The sequence below is a fragment of the Pseudomonas sp. CDFA 610 genome, assembly GCF_021147865.1.
In the GTDB taxonomy this organism is placed as follows: domain Bacteria; phylum Pseudomonadota; class Gammaproteobacteria; order Pseudomonadales; family Pseudomonadaceae; genus Aquipseudomonas; species Aquipseudomonas alliivorans.
On the sequence record NZ_JAGTPM010000007.1, the window covers coordinates 104,801 to 123,325 of the forward strand.

Consider the following 18,525-nt stretch of genomic DNA (forward strand, 5'->3'; position numbering starts at 1 on the left):
ATGCCTCTGCGCACAGAAGACAGCTGGCGCCACGGCGCCGTTTTGGTAAACCCCGAACTCACCCGGTTTGCCCTCTGGGCACCGGATGCCGACAACGTCACCCTTGAACTGGAGGATGGTCAATCACTGACCATGCTCCCTCAGCCTGAAGGCTGGTTCGCTCTGGAGGCCCGCTGCAAGGCGGGCGCCCGTTACCAATTCAATATCAATGGGGAGCTCAAGGTCCCTGACCCCGCCTCCCGCGCCCAGGCCGACGATGTTCACTCACACAGCGTCGTCGTCGACCCGTGTGCCTATCAGTGGAAAAACACCGACTGGAAAGGCCGTCCCTGGCATGAGGCAGTCATTTATGAGCTGCATGTGGGCACGCTGGGGGGTTATGCAGGTGTAGAAAAGCATCTGCAGCATCTGGCCGATCTGGGTGTCACCGCCATCGAACTGATGCCCCTCGCGCAATTTCCAGGCGACCGCAACTGGGGTTACGACGGGGTGCTGCCTTATGCACCGCAGTCCTCCTACGGCACGCCCGAACAGCTCAAGCATCTGATCGACACCGCGCATGGATATGGGCTGGCGGTCATTCTGGACGTCGTTTACAACCACTTCGGTCCGGACGGCAACTATCTGGGCAGTTACGCCAAAGAGTTTTTCCGCAGCGACCTGCATACGCCATGGGGCGACGCCATTGACTTCCGGCGTCCGCAAGTACGCGATTACTTCGTCGACAACGCGCTGATGTGGCTGCTCGAATACCGTTTTGACGGCCTGCGCATGGACGCTGTCCACGCCATCCGTGACGAAACGTTTCTGCCGGAATTCGCCGAGCGGGTGCGTGAACAGATCGAACCAGACCGACACGTATGGCTGAATCTGGAGAACGAATTCAACCAGGCCAGCCTGCTCGCCGACAAAGGTTTTGACGCCCAATGGGATGACGATGGGCATAACACGCTGCATGTACTGTTGACCGGCGAAACTGACGCCTACTATTCGGACTTCGCGCAGGAGCCGACACAGAAGCTGGCCCGTCTGTTGAGCGAAGGCTTCGTGTATCAGGGCGAACAGACCCGGCACGGCCACACTCGCGGTGAGCCCAGCGGTCATCTGCCGCCCAGCGCTTTCGTTCTGTTTCTGCAGAACCATGACCAGATCGGCAACCGCGCACTTGGTGAACGCCTGCCGCAGCTCTGCACTGCACCGGCACTCAAGGCGGCCACCGCCCTGCTGCTGCTTTCGCCGATGATTCCATTGATGTTCATGGGCGATGAATGGGCAGCCAGCGACCCGTTCCTGTTCTTTACCAGTCACCATGGCGAATTGGCTGATCTTGTACGCGAAGGTCGACGCAATGAATTCGCCGATTTCGCCGCGTTCGCCGATCCAGAGCGTCGCGAGCACATCCCCGACCCTAATGATCCGAAGACTTTCGAAGCTTCCCGCCCGGCTTTCGCAGCGCTGAATCTGGAAACGGATGCAGGGCTGGATCACCGCAACTGGCTAGAGCTTTATAAGCAATTGCTGGTGCTGCGTAAGCAGGAAATCATCCCGCGCCTGCCCGGCGCTCAGGCACTGGGCACCGACATTCTGGGGGATGGGGCCGTCAGTGCGCGCTGGCGCATGGGCGACGGCAGTGTGCTGCGCATTGACCTGAACCTGAGCGAGCACGCTGTCACTGCTTCGCAACAGGAAGGTGCGAGGGTGATTTTCTCCACCTTGCCAAAATCGTCCGAACTTTCACACCAAGGCATCCTCAATCCATACACGGCAATTGTCAGCCTGACAGGCCGTGATGTTCTGGAGGAACGGGATGAGCAATGAGCAATTGGAAAGGCTTGCCACCGAAGCAGGCCTGTCGGTGCACTGGGTCGATGCCAACGCTCGTCCGCAGACTGTCAGCCACGATGTCTTGCGCAAGGTTCTCGAGGCGTTGGGCTACCCGGCCGACGGCAGCGAGGCCATTGATGCCAGCCTGCAGCGCTTGCAGGCCGCCCGCGAGAGTGCAGGCGCACCGCCGCTGTTGACTGTCGATCAAGACTGCAAGCTGGATCTGTCGGCCTGGTTCAAGCCTGAGACGCCTTTTACCCTGCATCTGGAAGACGGCTCGTCACTGGATGCCAGGCTGACTGCCCATGCCGAGCTGCCTGCGCTCGCACCGCCCGGGTATCAGCAACTGGATATTGCCGGGCAACAGTTGACCATCGCGGTCGCCCCGGAAACCTGCTTCAGCATGGCCATGGCCACCGACACGCGCAAACCACGGGCGTGGGGCCTGACGGTTCAGCTTTACGGGCTGCGGCGCGAAGGTGACGGTGGTTTTGGCGATACGCAGGCACTTGAATCGCTGGTCCGTGCAGCCGGCGAACGTGGTGCTGACGCACTGGCGATCAGTCCGATTCACGCCATGTTCGCCAGCGACCCGCACCGCTACAGCCCTTACTCGCCTTCCAGCCGACTCTTTCTCAACAGCCTGTACGCCTCGCCCGGTGCCATTCTGGGCGAACGAGCGTGGCGTCAAGCCATCGAAGATGCCGGCGTTGCCGATGAGCTGAAACGCCTCGAGGCTCTCCCGCTGATCGACTGGCCCGCTGCCGCTGCCGCCAAATGGAAGGCTCTGCATGCCTTGTACAACGCATTCAGCGCCAGTTCGCACCCTCTGTATGAGGACTTCAACAGTTTCCGTCACAGCGGTGGTGAAGCACTTGAAAACCACTGCCGATTCGAAGCTTTACGCGCCGAATGTCCGCGCATGAATATCAGCGACAATTGGCATGATTGGCCCGATGAGCTGAAAGATCCTCGCAACCCGGCAGTGTCATCGTTCGCAACTGAACATGGCCCCCAGATCAGTTTTCACGCCTTTACCCAGTGGTTGATCGCACGCGGTCTCGAACGCGCTCAGGTTGCGGCACGCAGCAGCGGCATGCGTGTTGGTCTGATCGCCGACCTGGCCGTCGGTGCCGATGGTGGCGGCAGCCAGGCATGGAGCCGTCAGGACGAATTGTTATCGGCCCTGACCGTTGGTGCTCCGCCTGACATCCTGAATCGCGCAGGGCAGAGCTGGGGCATTTCCGCGTTTTCTCCCGACGGCCTGAAGCGCAATGGCTTCCGCGCCTTCATCGAAATGCTGCGCGCCAATTTTGCCCATGCGGGCGGCCTGCGCATTGACCATGTGATGGGCCTGCAACGCCTTTGGGTGATCCCGCTGGGCTCGCCGCCCAGCGAAGGTGCTTACCTGAACTTTCCGCTGGACGACATGCTGCGACTGCTGAGCCTGGAGTCGCTGCGTCATGAAGCCATCGTACTGGGTGAAGACCTTGGCACTGTGCCTGAAGGCCTCAGTGAAAAACTCAGCGCCCGCGAGATGTTGGGCATGCGCGTACTGTTGTTCGAGCAGAACAACGGTTCTTTCAAACCGATTCTGGATTGGTCCGACGAGGCGCTGGCAACCACCAGCACCCACGATCTACCGACGCTGGCCGGCTGGCTCAGCGAGCTGGACATCGAATGGAACGCGCGACTGGGTCATGTGGACGCACAAAGCGAGCAGCACTGGCGTGAAGAACGCGCCCGCGAGTACGACGCTTTGCGTCGGGCCTTGAGCCAGAGCAACGACGGTCTGGATGAGAACACGGAAGACCCGGTACAGATCATTGATGCCAGCATTCGATACCTGGGCCACACCCGTGCGCCGCTGGTGCTGCTGCCCGTCGAGGACGCACTGGGTGTTCAGGAACAGGCCAACCTGCCCGGCACCATCGACAGCCACCCCAACTGGCGCAGACGTCTACCCGGCGATGCAGCCTCACTCCTTGATAATGAAGATGCTGCTCGACGACTGGAATTGCTGTCCCAATCCCGGCTGCAAGCTGCGGAGCGTGACCAATGAACCGTCTTCTACAACCGTTGAGAGCTACACAACGTCTGCAGTTTCATAAAGACTTCACGCTGGATGATGCCGTGCCACTGGTGCCGTACTTCGCCAGCCTGGGCATCAGTCACCTGTATGCCTCGCCGATTCTGAAGGCACGCGCAGGTTCCATGCACGGTTACGACGTGGTGGATCCGACCATCATCAACCCGGAACTGGGTGGCGAACCTGCCCTGCTCCGTCTGGTGGCGAAGCTGCGTGAGCATGGCATGGGGATGATCCTGGACATCGTTTCCAACCATATGGCAGTGGGTGGTGCAGATAATCCATGGTGGCTCGATCTGCTTGAATGGGGACGTCGCAGTCCATATGCCGACTTCTTCGACATCCAGTGGAATTCGCCGGATCCGCTACTGGCCGGTCAATTACTGCTGCCTTTCCTGAGCAGCGATTACGGCACCGTATTGCAGGCAGGCGAAATTCCACTGCGCTTCGACGCGCAGCGCGGTGCCTTTCATATCGAGCATTACCAGCACCACTTTCCGATCTGCCCGACCACCTACGACTCGCTGCTGCAGAACGCCGACCACCCGAAACTCAAGGAACTGGGTGAACGTTTCGCAGCGCTGAACCAGTATCCACAAGCGTACGAGCGCGCGCGTCAGGCCAAGGCCGAACTCGCCGAACTGGCGAACGACGCGCAGGTACTCAAGGCCATCGAACAGGTCATTACCCGATTCGACTCCAGTCAGCCTGAGGGTTTTGACTGCCTTCACCAACTGCTGGAGCGTCAGTACTATCGTCTGGCGAGCTGGCGCACCGCTGGTGACGATATCAACTGGCGTCGTTTCTTCGACATCAACGAACTGGGCGGCTTGCGCGTCGAGCGTCCGAATGTGTTCGAAGCCACTCACGGCAAGATCTTCCAGCTGATCGCTGACGGCCTTATAGACGGCTTGCGCATCGACCACATCGACGGCCTGGCCAACCCGCGCGGTTACGGACGCAAACTGCATCGCCGCGTCCAGAGGCTATTGAGCCAGCGACCGGCAGAAGCCAAATTGAATCACCTGCCGATTTTCGTTGAAAAGATTCTCGGTCCTGACGAACCGTTGCGCGAAGACTGGAGCGTGGACGGCACCACCGGCTACGAATTCATGAACCAGGTATCGCTGCTGCAACACGACCCCAAGGGTGAAGCCCCGTTGGGCGCGCTGTGGAGCCGACTGAGTGAACGTACCGCCAACTTCGACGAGGAAGTACTGGTGGCGCGAGATCTGGTCCTGCACGGTACGCTGGCGGGCGATTTCGAAAACGTTGCGCAGTCGCTGCTGCAGGTGGCGCGCAGCGACCTGATGAGCCGTGACCTGACGCTGGGTGCGATTCGCCGTGCGCTGCTGGCCTTGATCGTGAACTTCCCGGTGTACCGCACCTATATCACCGTCTGCGGCCGTTCGACAGAAGATGAAAGATTCTTCCAGCAGGCCATGGAAGGTGCTCGCTCGACGCTGAACGAGGGTGACTGGCCGGTGCTGGATTACCTCGCGCGCTGGCTGGGCGGCGAATCATGGAGAAAACTGCCACGCGGCCATCTGCGCAAGCTGTACAAGAATGCGTGCGTGCGTTTCCAGCAGTTGACCTCTCCTGTGGCGGCAAAATCGGTGGAAGACACCTCGTTCTATCGTTCGGCCGTGCTGCTGTCGCGCAACGATGTGGGCTTCCACCCGCAACATTTCAGTGCGCCGATTGAAGACTTTCACCAGGCCTGCATCCAGCGCATCGAGACGTTCCCGGACAATCTGCTGGCGACCGCTACGCACGATCACAAGCGCGGCGAAGACACCCGCACACGCCTGGCGGTCCTCAGCGAGTGCGCTGACTGGTACGCGGAGCAGGTAGAGCGCTGGCGCCAGCTGGCGGTGCCGCTCAAAGGTGAAGAGCCTGTGATCAGCGCAGGTGATGAGCTGATGCTCTACCAGGCGTTGCTGGGAAGCTGGCCTTTGGATCTGGAAGGCGAACAAGCCCATGAAGACTATGCAAAGCGCATGGTGCAATGGCAGGAAAAAGCCCTGCGCGAAGCCAAACTGCAGAGCAGTTGGAGTGCGCCGAACCAGCCTTACGAGACGGCATGCCGAGAGTTTCTGCAACGCGTGCTGCTGGCCCCCGAAGCGCTCGCACTGCGCCAGTCACTGAGCGCCACCGCCAATCGCATCGCCAACGCGGGCGCGCTCAATAGTCTGGCGCAAACCTTGCTACGCTTGACAGTGCCCGGTGTGCCCGATCTGTATCAGGGCACGGAGTTCTGGGATTTCAGTCTGGTCGACCCGGACAACCGCAGGCCAGTGGACTACGCTGCTCGGCAACAGGCTCTGACAGAGAATGTCAGCGCACCCGAGCTCTTGACTCACTGGCATGACGGCCGGATCAAACAGGCACTGATTGCAGCGGCGCTCAACGTGCGTGCCACGCACCCGACGCTGTTCAGTGAAGGCGATTATCAGCCGCTGGAAGTGAAAGGCATTCATGCCGATAAGGTACTGGCGTTCGCACGGATTACCGCGAACGAGCGAGCAATCGTGGTGGTGCCGCGCATATCCAGTGAACTATTGGGCACTGCGCAGGTTCCATTCATTAATGCTGCTCACTGGGGTGACACACGTATTACCGTGCCGTTTGCAGATTCAGATCAGAAGTGGAAAGGCCTCTTTTCCGACGTCGTCGTGATGAGTGACGGGGAAATACCGCTCAGCGCAGCGCTTGAAGAGTTTTCCGTCAATTTGCTTATTCAAACTATGTAATACCTGGGAGTGTCGAGATGAGTGCCGACGAAAAAAGAATCCGTGAATTTGCCTATCAGATCTGGGAGTCCGAAGGTAAGCCTTCCGGCCATGACGCACGCCATTGGGAAATGGCGCGCAAGCTGGCGGAAGCCGAAGCTCTGGCTCCGGACAAAACCTCTGCGCGCAAATCCAGCAAGCCCAAGCTGCCGGAAGTTGACAGCGCCAAGGCCCCTGCCAAGGGCTCTGCCAAACCGGTAGCCAAGGCAGCGCCAGACGCCAAGCCTGCTGCCAAACCGGCAGCGTCCAAGCCGGCAGCGGCGCCCAAACCAAAAGCTCCGGCCAAGCCAAAACCGGCACCTGCGGCCGCTTCAGGCGATGCGCCGGCCAAGCCTGCACCGAAGAAACCGCGCAAGCCATCGAATACTTGAAACTCTTCTGTCTTCTCGCAAGTCCATTGTCGCAGGTCTCATTGAGTTCATCTTGAGACCTGCGGTAACCCCAAACTTTAACTTCAGTGTTGAAGCCCGCTCGGCTTCGATAACGGTTTCGGCCGCTTAGAAAATCATTCGACGTCAGGAAGGCACCATGAATACGAAGTCCACCACAGCGGCAGATGAAAGTTCGGCCACACCAGAAAACCCTGCCAGTACCCCGTCACGTATCCGTGAAGGACTTCCCTTCCCACTGGGTGCCAGCTGGGACGGCCTGGGCGTCAACTTCGCGATCTTCTCGGCCAATGCTACCAAGGTCGAGCTGTGCCTGTTCGACGCGTCGGGTGAAGTGGAACTGGAACGCATCGAGCTCCCGGAATACACCGACGAGATTTACCACGGCTATCTGCCGGATGCTCATCCGGGCCTGATCTACGGCTACCGCGTATACGGACCGTATGACCCGCAGAATGGCCATCGCTTCAACCACAACAAGCTGTTGATCGACCCGTACGCCAAGCAATTGGTAGGCGAGCTGAAATGGTCGGAAGCCCTGTTTGGCTACACCATTGGTCACCCCGACGGCGACCTGAGCTTCGACGAGCGCGACAGCGCGCCATTTGTACCAAAAAGCAAGGTTATCGACCCGGCGTACACCTGGGGCCGTGATCAGCGCGTCGGCATCCCGTGGGACAAAACCATTGTCTACGAGACCCACGTGCGCGGTTTCACCATGCGTCATCCTTCGGTGCCGGAAGAGCTGCGCGGTACGTTTGCAGGTCTGGGATCAGCCGACGTCGTCGATCACATCCGCAAGCTGGGCGTAACCTCTGTCGAGCTATTGCCGATCCATGCGTTCGTCAATGATCAGCACTTGCTGCAAAAGGGCATGACCAACTATTGGGGCTACAACAGCATCGCGTTCTTTGCCCCCGACCCGCGCTATCTGGCGCACGGCAAAATTGCCGAGTTCAAGGAAATGGTTGCGCACATGCACCATGCCGGGCTCGAGGTGATTCTGGATGTGGTCTACAACCATACCGCTGAAGGCAACGAGCTGGGCCCTACCCTGTCCATGCGCGGTATCGACAACGCCTCGTACTATCGTCTGATGCCGGACGACAAGCGTTATTACATCAATGATTCGGGCACCGGCAACACGCTGGATCTGAGCCACCCGTGCGTCCTTCAGATGGTTACCGACTCCCTGCGTTACTGGGCTTCGGAAATGCACGTCGACGGTTTCCGCTTCGACCTGGCAACCATTCTGGGCCGTTACCATGATGGCTTCGACGAGCGTCACAGTTTTCTGGTCGCCTGCCGTCAGGATCCGGTCCTGCGTCAGGTCAAGCTCATTGCCGAGCCGTGGGACTGTGGCCCGGGCGGCTATCAGGTCGGCGGCTTCCCGCCGGGCTGGATGGAATGGAACGACAAGTTCCGCGACACCGTACGTGCTTTCTGGAAAGGCGATGAAGGTCAACTGGCCGACTTCGCTGCACGCATGACGGCCTCTGGCAACATGTTCAATCAGCGCGGTCGTCGTCCTCAGGCGTCGGTGAACTTCATCACTGCGCATGACGGTTTCACCTTGCACGACCTGGTGTCGTACAACGACAAGCACAACGAAGCCAACGACGAAAACAATCAGGATGGCAGCAACAACAACCTGTCTTGGAACCACGGCGTCGAGGGTCCGACCGAAGACCCGGAAATCAACGCGTTGCGCCTGCGTCAGATGCGTAACTTCTTCGCCACCCTGCTGCTCGCTCAGGGTACGCCGATGATTGTCGCCGGTGACGAGTTTGCCCGTACCCAGCACGGTAATAACAACGCCTATTGCCAGGACAGCGAAATTGGCTGGGTGAACTGGGATCTGGACGGCGATGGCGAAGCGCTGCTCAAGTTTGTCACCCGCGTGATCAAGCTGCGTCAGAGCTACCCGATCCTGCGTCGCAGCCGCTTCCTGGTGGGCGATTACAACGAGGAAATCGGCGTCAAGGACGTGACCTGGCTCTCGCCGGACGGCAACGAGATGACCGTCGATCAATGGCACGACAGCAATGGTCGCTGCCTGGGCATGTTGATGGATGGCCGCGCACAGGAAACCGGTATTCGTCGTCCGGGCGCTGATGCCACGCTGTTGCTGGTGGTCAACGCACACCATGACGGTGTCAACTTCACGCTGCCGGAAGTGCCGGAAGGCACGCACTACACCTGCCTGATCGACACCAATCAGGACGATGCACGCAGCAAGGAGCAATTCAGTTTCGGTACGCAATACACCGTCACTCCTCGCTCGTTGCTGCTGTTCGAACTCAAGCGTGAAGATCAACAATGACCCAGGCCTTGAGTGAGTTTCTCGACTGGCGCAGGCACGGCTATGCCGATACGCGTGCGCTGGGCGAGTGCTTGCAGGCAATGGTCAACGAAGGGCTGGACTGGATCCCCCTGCCTGCCAGCGGTCAGACGCTTGAGCGCTGGCAGGCGCTGGCCTGCGTCGCAGGCCATGATCTGGGGTTGTGCAAGCTGTATGAGGGGCACACCGACGCCATGGCGATCATGGCGGAGCTGGGTGCCCCGCCCCCCGAACAATTCAGTACCTGGGGAATGTGGGCGGCCGAGCCGCCTCAGGCCCGGGTACTTCTCAGCGGTGCAGGCGATTCGCTGAGACTCGATGGACGCAAGGCATGGTGCTCGGGTGCTGCTGTACTCAGCCATGCACTCGTCACCGTATGGGACGAGCAGCAGCGCCAGCAATTGGTCGCAGTGCCGCTGGATCAGCCGGGTGTGAAGATCGGCACCGATGGCTGGCGTGCCGTTGGCATGAGCGCGACGGGCAGTGTCGACGTACTGTTCGAGCAGGCCTTCGGGCACCTCGTCGGCTCTCCCGGCGATTACCTGAACAGAGCAGGATTCTGGCAAGGCGGCATCGGTATCGCGGCCTGCTGGTATGGCGCCTCTCGATCGATTGCACAACGGCTGCTTCAATCCGGCAAGCGTGACGACCCCTATGCGCTGGCGCATCTGGGCGCTGTGGACACAGCGCTTTATGGAGCGTCCAGGGTGTTGCAGGCAGCAGCCGACGAGATTGATCATGCGCCACTTGCCGATGCTCAACTGCTTGCCAGGCGATGTCGCGCAGTGGTCGAAGAGTGCGCCGAGCAGGTCATACAGCACACAGGTCGTGCGCTGGGTGCCGGACCTTATTGCAAGGATGCGCACTTTGCCCGTTTGAGTGCGGATCTGCCGGTGTTCCTGCGTCAGAGCCATGCCGAACAGGACCTCGCCGCACTTGGCGAACAGGTACGCAATCATCGTCCAGCTACCGACACCTGGTCGCTGGTCACAGAGGCTCGTGCTCATGAGTGAAGGATTTACGGTCAGTGAGGACGAGTCCGGTCGCGGCACGCCGCTGGAAGCCTGGAACGCCTCGAAGAAACTGAATGCGCTGGCGGCAATCACTGCTGACCTGCTGGTGCCGCCCAACTGTCGGGCGGTCATCATTGCCCCCCACCCTGACGATGAAATACTGGGCTGCGGCGGCTTGATGCGGCAATTGGCGCAACTGGAGCGCTCGCTGATGCTGATATCGGTGACCGACGGCACTGCCAGCCATCCGGGCTCGCCGTTATGGCCCGTGCAGCGGCTGAGCGCGATCCGGCCTCAGGAAAGTGCCGAGGCGCTCGAGCGACTGGAGATTCCCCTGGACAGTCTGGAATGGATTCGGGGCGGCTTTCAGGATGGCGATGTCGCCAGCGACGAAGACCGTCTGGTCGCGCTCCTCGAACAGCATCTGTGCCCCACTGATGTCGTGTTCGCCACTTGGTCGGAAGATGGGCACGGGGATCATGAGGCCGTTGGCCGGGCCGCCGCCCGTGCCTGCATGGCAACTGGCGCACAGCTTCATGAAATTCCGATCTGGGCCTGGCATTGGGCTGACCCCGAAGACGAGCGTCTGCCGTGGGAGAGAGCGCGCAAGGTGTTGCTGGACCCGCAAACCAGTGCCCGCAAGCGGGACGCTACCCATGCCTTTGCCAGCCAGTTACAGGGCGACCCCGGCATCGGTTTATCGCCGGTATTGCCGAACAGTGTGTTGGAGCGCTTGCTGCAGCCTTTTGAAGTGGTTTTCACATGAGCGTGGCTGACAGCTATTTCGACGAGCTTTTCCGTAACGACAGCGACCCGTGGGCGTTCAAGCAGCGCTGGTACGAACGACGTAAGCGGGCGCTGTGCCTGGCCGCACTGCCCAGGGAACACTATTCGGCTATTTTTGAGCCCGGGTGTGCCAACGGCGAGCTCAGTGCCGAGCTGGCCACACGCTGCGACACCCTTCTGAGTTGCGACACATCGCAACGCGCTGTCGAGCTGGCGCGCGAGCGACTGACTGATTTCCCCCATGTTCGCGTGATGCAGGCGCGTCTGCCACAACAATGGCCACAAGGCCAGTTTGATCTGATCGTACTCAGCGAACTGGGGTACTACCTGGACCTCAATGATCTGCACCGCTGGATAGACTGCGCGCTGGAAGCGCTTACGCCGGACGGCCAGATTCTCGCCTGCCACTGGCGACCTCACATAGACGATTGTCCGTTGAGTGCACAGCGTGTCCATGACGTGTTGAACGAGCGGCTCTCGATGCACCGGCTTTTCACTCATCACGAACAGGACTTCCTGTTGGACCTTTGGGGACGTGATGGAACCTCTGTGGCTGAAAAGGAGTTCTGGGATGATCGGCGTTCTGATTCCGGTACATAACGAAGAGCGGTTGCTGGATCAGTGCCTGGAAACTGTCCTGATGGCCGCAGCGCATCCAGCCCTGAACGGGGAAAAGGTCGAAGTTCTGGTAGTACTCGACAGTTGCACTGATCACTCGGCGGAGATCGCACGGCTCTATGGCGTCATGACACTCGACATTCAGGCGCGCAACGTAGGCCAGGCTCGTGCGCAGGGCGCAGCCTTTCTGCTTGACAGAGGTGCCCGCTGGCTGGCCTGTACCGACGGAGACAGCAGCGTGGCCAGCGACTGGCTCGCCGAACAGCTTGCGCTGGATGCCGATGCAGTATGCGGCACGGTGACACCGGGTGCCTGGGATAAGGGTGTTTCCGTTGCTGCACAGACGACCTACAACGCGCTCTATCAGCATCGTGACGGGCATCGACATATCCACGGTGCCAACCTCGGTGTGAGTTCGATGGCCTACCTGCGTGCCGGCGGATTCCCCGCACTGGCGTGCCATGAAGACGTGCATCTGGTTCGTCAGCTGGAACTCTGCGGTGCACGCATCGCCTGGAGCTGTCGCCCGCGGGTCACCACCAGCACCCGGCTGGACTCAAAGGCCCGGGGCGGATTCGGGGATTACTTGCGCTCATTGAATCCCTGACGGCTGACACGTCGCGGTCTTGCAGCATCCACCATGCCGTTTATTGATGATTCGCCGTCTGCATCCCGGAGTTGTCGGAACCGGACGCGCCCAGCGTGCTGGTGAAGAACCTGACCGCTTCGGCACTCAGGGTGCGATGGATGTCGGCCCGGTCAACGCCTTCACGATCGTTGCACACCATAGGCATACTGGCCCGCTGCTCATCGCTGCAGGGTGCCATAAATATGAAGTGCCCTGCCCCGGCCAGCAGCTTGTAGTCCGGCGCCTGGGGCAACTTGCGCGCCAGCGCTTCAGCGTTCTTGTCCAGCGCCAGCAACTGGTCATCAGCACCCGCATACATCAGCACCGGAACATGGACATCGCCCAGCGTCTGTCTGCCGAACATCAGGCTGAGCGGCGCCATCAACATCAACGCACCAACCCGTTGATCAGCCTGTGGGTGCAGGTCTTCACGGTCTGCCACCAGCTGGCCCTGAGTCTTGCAGGCGTCGCGGTCGGAAGGTCGCTCGACGCAGTACTGCTGCAGGCGCTTCAGGTCAGGTTGTGCGCCTGCCAGGATGAGGGCGGTCTCTCCGCCAGCCGAATAGCCGATCACACCCACCTGACGCGCGCTGAGGTAAGGCGCAAGCATGGGGTCCGTCAGCGCGGCGCTGATGGCTTCTGAAATCTGCAGAGGTCTGCCGTACAGGTTGCTCAGGCTGCCAAGGCGGCTGTGATCGCGATAGTTGTCGCCAGGATGGACGACCGCCACAACGACGAAGCCCCGACGGGCGAGCGAAGTCGCCAGATCGTGCAGCGCGAGTGGCGTGCCGGTATTGCCGTGAGACAGCATCAGCAAAGGAAAACGTCCCAGCGCGATGGCTGCGTCTTCACCCGCTTCGACCCGATAGCCCTGCACATCGCTGACCTGCTCGGGATCAGTGGAGGGATAAAAGGCGATGGCCTGCATCGGCTGGGAATCCAGCGGATCGATAAAACTCAGCTCATGGTAGCCGGCACTCCATTCGCTGTCTGGCAGCACGTTATCCGTGACGAAATCATCGGCCTGCACGTGCACCGAAATCAGGCTATCGAGCAGACAAACCAGCATCACTGCACAAAGACATACCATGGCAAGGCCCAACCTTTGTAAGTCCCGGCATGTGCCGGACAGTCCATTCATGCGCTTGTGTCGAGCTTCATGCTCCAGCGCCCCGCTCTCACAGCAAATGAGAGTGCCTATTGCAGAAATAGTGCATAAGCCGGGCCATCTATCTTCGCTGTTTTTTGCAACTGCCAACCACCGCACAAAAATCGGCCCGAAGCAGCGCTCAGGCGTGCAGTGTACTGCCGCCAGCGCCTGGCTACCTGTAAGAAAGCTGTCAATTCATCACTGAACCGCAGGCATTAAAAAGCTCCACGACCCTGCGCAACGCGCGGGCGGTGGAGCTTGATCGAAACAGGGCCCTGTCAGGCCGCGAACAGCGTCTGCTCGATGTGCTGCTGCGCAGCGGTCAGCGCGTTGGCACGAGGTTCCTCACCGTAAGCCAGGCCTTCGGCGCGGACGAACTGAAGATCAGTCACGCCGATGAACGCGAACATCAGCTTGAGGTAATCCTCATGACCCACGCTGCTCGGCTGCCCGGAGTGCATGCCGCCAGACGTGGAAACAATGATGACCTTCTTGTCGCCGCACAGGCCTTCAGGGCCGGCTTCGGTGTAACGGAAGGTTCTGCCCGCGACTGCGATGCGGTCGATCCAGGCTTTCAACTGCGTAGGAATGGTGAAGTTGTACATGGGTGCACCGATGACAACTACATCCGAATCCAGAAACTGCTGCAAGGTGGCTTCGTTGGTCGCGACTTCCTGTTGCTGGGCAGCGTCGCGGCCTTCGACCGGCGTGCCTGCGGCGGCGAGGGTCGCTGGCGAAAAGTGACTCAGCGCTTCGCTGGCCAGGTCACGATAGGTCACAGCGCTGTCAGCGTGTGCGGCTTTGTAGGCTTCGACAACGCTACGGCTGAGCTGACGCGAAGCGGAGTGGTCACCAAGAATGCTGGAATCGATGTGCAGAATGTTCATAAGGGCTTCCCGAGTCATATCGTCATTGGGCGATCAAGTGGGGAGCATCCTATCGCTGTTCCTAATGCGTGATTAGTCGCCCTGAATGCGATTGTTCGTTCTACTGATAGAACTATAGATGGACTCAGGGTTATGAGTCAGCTCCTTGAATGAGGTTTCGAACGCATCCAGCATCGCTCTGATGGCGGGAAGCAGCCCGCGCCGGGATGCAAACGCCGCATGAATCACGCCGCATTTGGGGCGATGGGCATTGAACAGCTCAACGAGGCGCCCCTGTTGAAGAGCACTTCGAACCAGTATTTCGGGCAGCTGCGCCACGCCCACACCCTGCAGCGCGCCTTGCAGAATGGCATCGAGGTCCGAGCAGACCAGCCGTGGCGTGTGACGCACTTCCACATATTGCCCCGTCCCGCTTTCCAGCAGCCAGCGGTGGTTCGAGGACGCCGAGATCAGGTCCAGAGTGGGCAGATTTGCCAGATCTTCGAACGAGGCATCGGTGCCAAGCTGTGCGGCCAGATCAGGATGAGCCACCAGCCGCTGGGCGCTGTAGCCGAGCGTCTTGACCACCAGCCCTTCGTCTTCCAGAGGTGGAAATCGCACTCGCAGTGCGATGTCGATGTTCTCGGACAGTGGATCGACGCGGCGATTGGTGCTCTCGATATACACCTGAACCTTGGGGTGTGCGGCCATGAAACGGGCCACGGTCTCGTTGATACCCATCGCGCCCATGGCAGGTGGACAGCTGAGGGAAATGCGCCCTTGGGGTTCGGATCTGGAACGCTGAATGGCCTCTTCCGCCGCCTCGGCCTCGACCAGCATCGCAACGCAATGCCCGTAGTAATCACGCCCGCTTTCGGTCACAGCGAACTTGCGCGTGGAGCGCTGGATCAGCCTGACGCCGAGTCGCTCTTCAAGACCCGCAATGCGGCGGCTGAGCTTGGACTTGGGAATACCCAGCTTGCGCCCGGCAGGCGCAAATCCCCGGCACTCGACCACCTGGACAAAATAAAACAGATCATTGAGATCGAACACAGGACACCTCGCGCGCTCAGGGGCGCGAGTATGGCAGCGGGTGAGCCGGTACCTCAAATTTGCGTGGCTTTCGCTGCCCTTTCGCGAACCAACTCGTTCTTACCAAGCGACCCACAAACTACGACTGCATCGTCGGCAGGCCGCCTCACACCGTCAGGTGTGTGCTGCGAGCAAGCGCCATGTCAAAGACGCGCTGAGGCCTGCCGCTCAATCAGAGCTTATGTGCGGCGCAGTGCTTACCGATCAGCCGTCAAAAACGCCAGTACCGGCCGGGTAAATGCATCACCCGCCTCGACACTCGACAGGTGAGCGGCCGCAAGCTCGATCATCTGCGCACCCGCGATACGTTCGAGCATGAAGCGACCGTCTGCTGGCGTGGTCACGGCGTCTTCTGTACCGCAGACCACCAGAACCGGCAGCTTGATCGAGGCGATCTGCTCGCGATAATCCGCATCACGCACCGCAGCGCAGTTGGCCGCGTAACCCTGAGGTGAGGTCTGTGCCAGCATGCCGACGATGGTCTCGACCGTCGCTGGCTCGGCTTTCGCAAAGGACGGCGTGAACCAGCGGGCAATCGAGGCGTCACGCAACGCAATCATGGCCGACTGACCGTCACGCAGCACCGTCTCGATGCGCGGGTTCCAGACATCCGGTTTTCCGATCTTTGCCGCGGTGTTGCACAGCACAACGCGTTGCAGGCGCTCAGGGGCATGGATTGCCAGCCACTGGCCGATCAGCCCTCCCATGGACAGGCCACAGAAGAACACCTTGTCCAGATTCAGCGCGTCCAGCAACGCCAGCACATCCCGGCCATTGAGTTCGATGCTGTAAGGGCCCTCGCTGACCAGCGACTGCCCATGGCCGCGCGTGTCGTAACGCAGCACACGAAAGTGTTCGGTCAGTGCCGAAATCTGGTTGTCCCACATGTGCAGGTCGGTGCCCAGCGAGTTGGACAGCACCAGCACGGGCGCATCCTGCGGGCCTTCAAGCAGATAATTCAACGGGCCATCGGCGAGTTGCACGGCAGACATTCGAAGCTCCAGAGAAAGCGAAACCTGAACACTAATGAGTGTCGGGACGTCATACAATCCGTTGATCGAATATCCGTGCGACTATCGAACACCTTACTGGTCGCCACACATGGCAAGGAGCGCACCATGCGAACCGAAGACATCGCCACTTTCTGCCTGGACTTGCCCGGTGCGCGGGAAGACTACAAATGGGGCGGGATACGGGTGTTTTCCATTGCGGGCAACAAGATGTTCGCAGTCATGGACCTCGTCGGCCAGGGCTTGTCGTTCAAGGTTCATCCTGATCTGTTTCTCGGCTATGTGGATCGTCCGGGCATCCGCCCTGCCCCGTACCTCGCCCGTGCGCACTGGATCAGCATTCCGGAACCCCACGCCCTGAGCGACGATGAAATTCGAGATCTGCTGACACGTTCGCATCAACTGGTAGTCGGCAAGCTGCCCAAGCGGCAGCAGATTGCGCTGAAACTATAAGGGCAGCGGCACCCAGTGCCAGAGTCGACGGCCCAGAAACAGCCAGTCGATCCACAATGCCTGATGAACCAGCACGATCAGCCAGAACACAACCTGAAAGGACACCTTGCGGGTCTTGTGCCGAAAGACCTGCTGCGCCAGCAACGCGCCCGGCCAGCCTCCCAGCAGTTCGGTGGCATGCAGCACGTTTTCAGGGGTGCGCTGCCCGCCTTTGCCGGCCTGCAACTTGTCATGCCGATACAGCACGAACGCCAGCAGGCTCATCACTGTGATCATGAGCGCCGGAATCAGCAGACCTTGCCTGATCCACAGCATTGCCGCCCCATAGACCGGCAACGCACATAGCAGCAACAGGATCATCAGTTTGAGGCGCAATGCCTGAACCGGCGCCTTACGCTGCCGGGCAGACGGCCTGGCCTCACGAGCCGACGTCATGCCTTGGCGGCCGCCCAGTCGATCCAGCCAAACTGCCAGGTCGCCAGAATCAACAGACCGAACGCAATGCGATACCAGGCAAACACGGCATAGCTGTGGGTGGCGATGAACTTGAGCAGACCGCGCACCGCGATCATGGCGAAAATGAACGAGGTAATGAAGCCGATGGCGAAGACCGCAACGTCGTCTGGACGAAACATGTCACGGTACTTGTAGCCCGAGTAAACCGCAGCGCCCACCATGGTCGGCATGGCCAGAAAGAACGAAAACTCGGTGGCTGCCTTGCGCGATAGACCGAACAGCAGGCCGCCGATGATGGTCGAGCCGGAACGCGACGTGCCGGGGATCATCGCCAGGCACTGCACCAGGCCGACTTTCAGCGCGTCGGTCCATTTCATGTCGTCGACGGTCTCGGCGTGGACCACATGCTCGCGTCGCTCGGCCCACAGCATGATTACGCCACCAATGACCAGCGCGGTCGCCACGGTGACAGGGTTGAACAGATAGTGGTGAATCAGGTCGGCAAAGATCACGCCCAGAATCACCGCTGGCATGAACGCGATGAGCAGGTTGATCGTGAAACGTTGCGCCTGCTGCTCTTTGGGCAAGCCCACGACCACATCCAGAATCTTGCGCCGGAACTCCCAGACCACCGCCAGAATGGCGCCCAACTGAATGATGATATTGAACGCCGCCGCGCGGTCACCGCCGAAGTCGATCAAGTCCGCGACAATGATCTGGTGACCCGTGCTCGAAATCGGCAAAAACTCCGTCAGCCCCTCTACAACGCCCAATATCAACGCCTGAGCAGCGGTCCAAAGATCCATCATTCCCCCATACAGCGATACCCGAGGCTCGCTGGTTTGTATTGTCGTATGAAAAAAGCCTGCCACTATGCCGCTGCAAAGCTGAACGAAGCTTGAAGAAGCGCCGCAAAAACGCAGAATGCTAGCAGACCTTTCAGCGTAAAGCCTGCTGATAGCATGGGCTTGCCATCAGAACCTGCACGGTGCGCCTGGAACCGCTTACAATCGCCGGC

16 protein-coding genes are annotated in these 18,525 nt (G+C 60.0%); 10 read left to right on the top strand and 6 right to left on the bottom strand.

The genetic code is table 11. The features are described 5' to 3' along the window. The 9 genes from treZ (at window position 1) to KDX39_RS14415 (ending at window position 12,459) form a co-directional block, all read left to right on the top strand. Entirely contained in the window at window positions 1–1,818 is a 1,818-nt protein-coding gene (gene treZ / locus KDX39_RS14375) for a malto-oligosyltrehalose trehalohydrolase (RefSeq protein WP_231660819.1), read from the top strand. Then, window positions 1,808–3,886, top strand: a complete 2,079-nt coding sequence (gene malQ, locus KDX39_RS14380; protein ID WP_231660820.1) for a 4-alpha-glucanotransferase — start codon at window positions 1,808–1,810, stop codon at window positions 3,884–3,886. Before treZ ends, malQ begins: the two co-directional genes overlap by 11 nt. Next, a complete protein-coding gene (locus tag KDX39_RS14385; RefSeq protein WP_231660821.1) occupies window positions 3,883–6,666 on the top strand; it encodes a malto-oligosyltrehalose synthase in 2,784 nt (927 codons plus the stop codon). Before malQ ends, KDX39_RS14385 begins: the two co-directional genes overlap by 4 nt. Before the next feature lie 17 nt (window positions 6,667–6,683). Continuing rightward, a complete protein-coding gene (locus tag KDX39_RS14390; RefSeq protein WP_231660822.1) occupies window positions 6,684–7,076 on the top strand; it encodes a DUF2934 domain-containing protein in 393 nt (130 codons plus the stop codon). Between the two features lie 157 nt (window positions 7,077–7,233). Beyond that, on the top strand, window positions 7,234–9,417 hold the full coding sequence (glgX, locus tag KDX39_RS14395) for a glycogen debranching protein GlgX (RefSeq protein ID WP_122445707.1): 2,184 nt from the start codon (window positions 7,234–7,236) through the stop codon (window positions 9,415–9,417). Next, window positions 9,414–10,448 carry an acyl-CoA dehydrogenase family protein gene (locus KDX39_RS14400; protein ID WP_231660823.1) on the top strand — a complete coding sequence of 345 codons (1,035 nt, stop codon included), beginning with the start codon at window positions 9,414–9,416 and terminating at the stop codon, window positions 10,446–10,448. Before glgX ends, KDX39_RS14400 begins: the two co-directional genes overlap by 4 nt. Next, window positions 10,441–11,214 carry a PIG-L deacetylase family protein gene (locus KDX39_RS14405; RefSeq protein ID WP_231660824.1) on the top strand — a complete coding sequence of 258 codons (774 nt, stop codon included), beginning with the start codon at window positions 10,441–10,443 and terminating at the stop codon, window positions 11,212–11,214. The genes KDX39_RS14400 and KDX39_RS14405 overlap by 8 nt, the downstream gene beginning before the upstream one ends. Beyond that, window positions 11,211–11,834 (top strand): SAM-dependent methyltransferase, encoded by a 624-nt coding sequence (locus KDX39_RS14410; RefSeq protein WP_231660825.1) that lies wholly within the window; start codon window positions 11,211–11,213, stop codon window positions 11,832–11,834. The genes KDX39_RS14405 and KDX39_RS14410 overlap by 4 nt, the downstream gene beginning before the upstream one ends. Next, entirely contained in the window at window positions 11,806–12,459 is a 654-nt protein-coding gene (locus tag KDX39_RS14415) for a glycosyltransferase (RefSeq protein WP_231660826.1), read from the top strand. Before KDX39_RS14410 ends, KDX39_RS14415 begins: the two co-directional genes overlap by 29 nt. Window positions 12,460–12,499: 40 nt before the next feature. Here the strand turns inward: KDX39_RS14415 and KDX39_RS14420 are convergent, their stop codons facing one another. The 4 genes from KDX39_RS14420 to pcaD all read right to left on the bottom strand — a co-directional run bounded on the left by KDX39_RS14420 (window position 12,500) and on the right by pcaD (window position 16,580). After that, the gene (locus KDX39_RS14420) at window positions 12,500–13,570 is read right to left on the bottom strand and encodes an alpha/beta hydrolase family protein (RefSeq protein ID WP_231660827.1); all 1,071 of its coding nucleotides are present in this window, start codon (window positions 13,568–13,570) and stop codon (window positions 12,500–12,502) included. 338 nt (window positions 13,571–13,908) lie between these two features. Next, window positions 13,909–14,517 carry an FMN-dependent NADH-azoreductase gene (locus KDX39_RS14425; protein ID WP_231660828.1) on the bottom strand — a complete coding sequence of 203 codons (609 nt, stop codon included), beginning with the start codon at window positions 14,515–14,517 and terminating at the stop codon, window positions 13,909–13,911. Between the two features lie 72 nt (window positions 14,518–14,589). Then, a complete protein-coding gene (locus KDX39_RS14430) occupies window positions 14,590–15,549 on the bottom strand; it encodes a LysR substrate-binding domain-containing protein (RefSeq protein ID WP_231660829.1) in 960 nt (319 codons plus the stop codon). 236 nt (window positions 15,550–15,785) lie between these two features. After that, a complete protein-coding gene (pcaD, locus tag KDX39_RS14435) occupies window positions 15,786–16,580 on the bottom strand; it encodes a 3-oxoadipate enol-lactonase (RefSeq protein ID WP_231660830.1) in 795 nt (264 codons plus the stop codon). A 126-nt stretch (window positions 16,581–16,706) separates the two neighbouring features. Between pcaD and KDX39_RS14440 the strand changes: the two genes are divergently transcribed. Then, the gene (locus KDX39_RS14440; RefSeq protein WP_231660831.1) at window positions 16,707–17,051 is read left to right on the top strand and encodes an MmcQ/YjbR family DNA-binding protein; all 345 of its coding nucleotides are present in this window, start codon (window positions 16,707–16,709) and stop codon (window positions 17,049–17,051) included. Here the strand turns inward: KDX39_RS14440 and KDX39_RS14445 are convergent. Next, on the bottom strand, window positions 17,046–17,486 hold the full coding sequence (locus tag KDX39_RS14445; protein WP_231660832.1) for a DUF1294 domain-containing protein: 441 nt from the start codon (window positions 17,484–17,486) through the stop codon (window positions 17,046–17,048). The genes KDX39_RS14440 and KDX39_RS14445 overlap by 6 nt on opposite strands. Beyond that, complete coding sequence (locus KDX39_RS14450) at window positions 17,483–18,313, bottom strand: undecaprenyl-diphosphate phosphatase (protein WP_231660833.1); 831 nt, start codon at window positions 18,311–18,313, stop codon at window positions 17,483–17,485. The genes KDX39_RS14445 and KDX39_RS14450 overlap by 4 nt, the downstream gene beginning before the upstream one ends. Window positions 18,314–18,525: the final 212 nt, after the last annotated feature.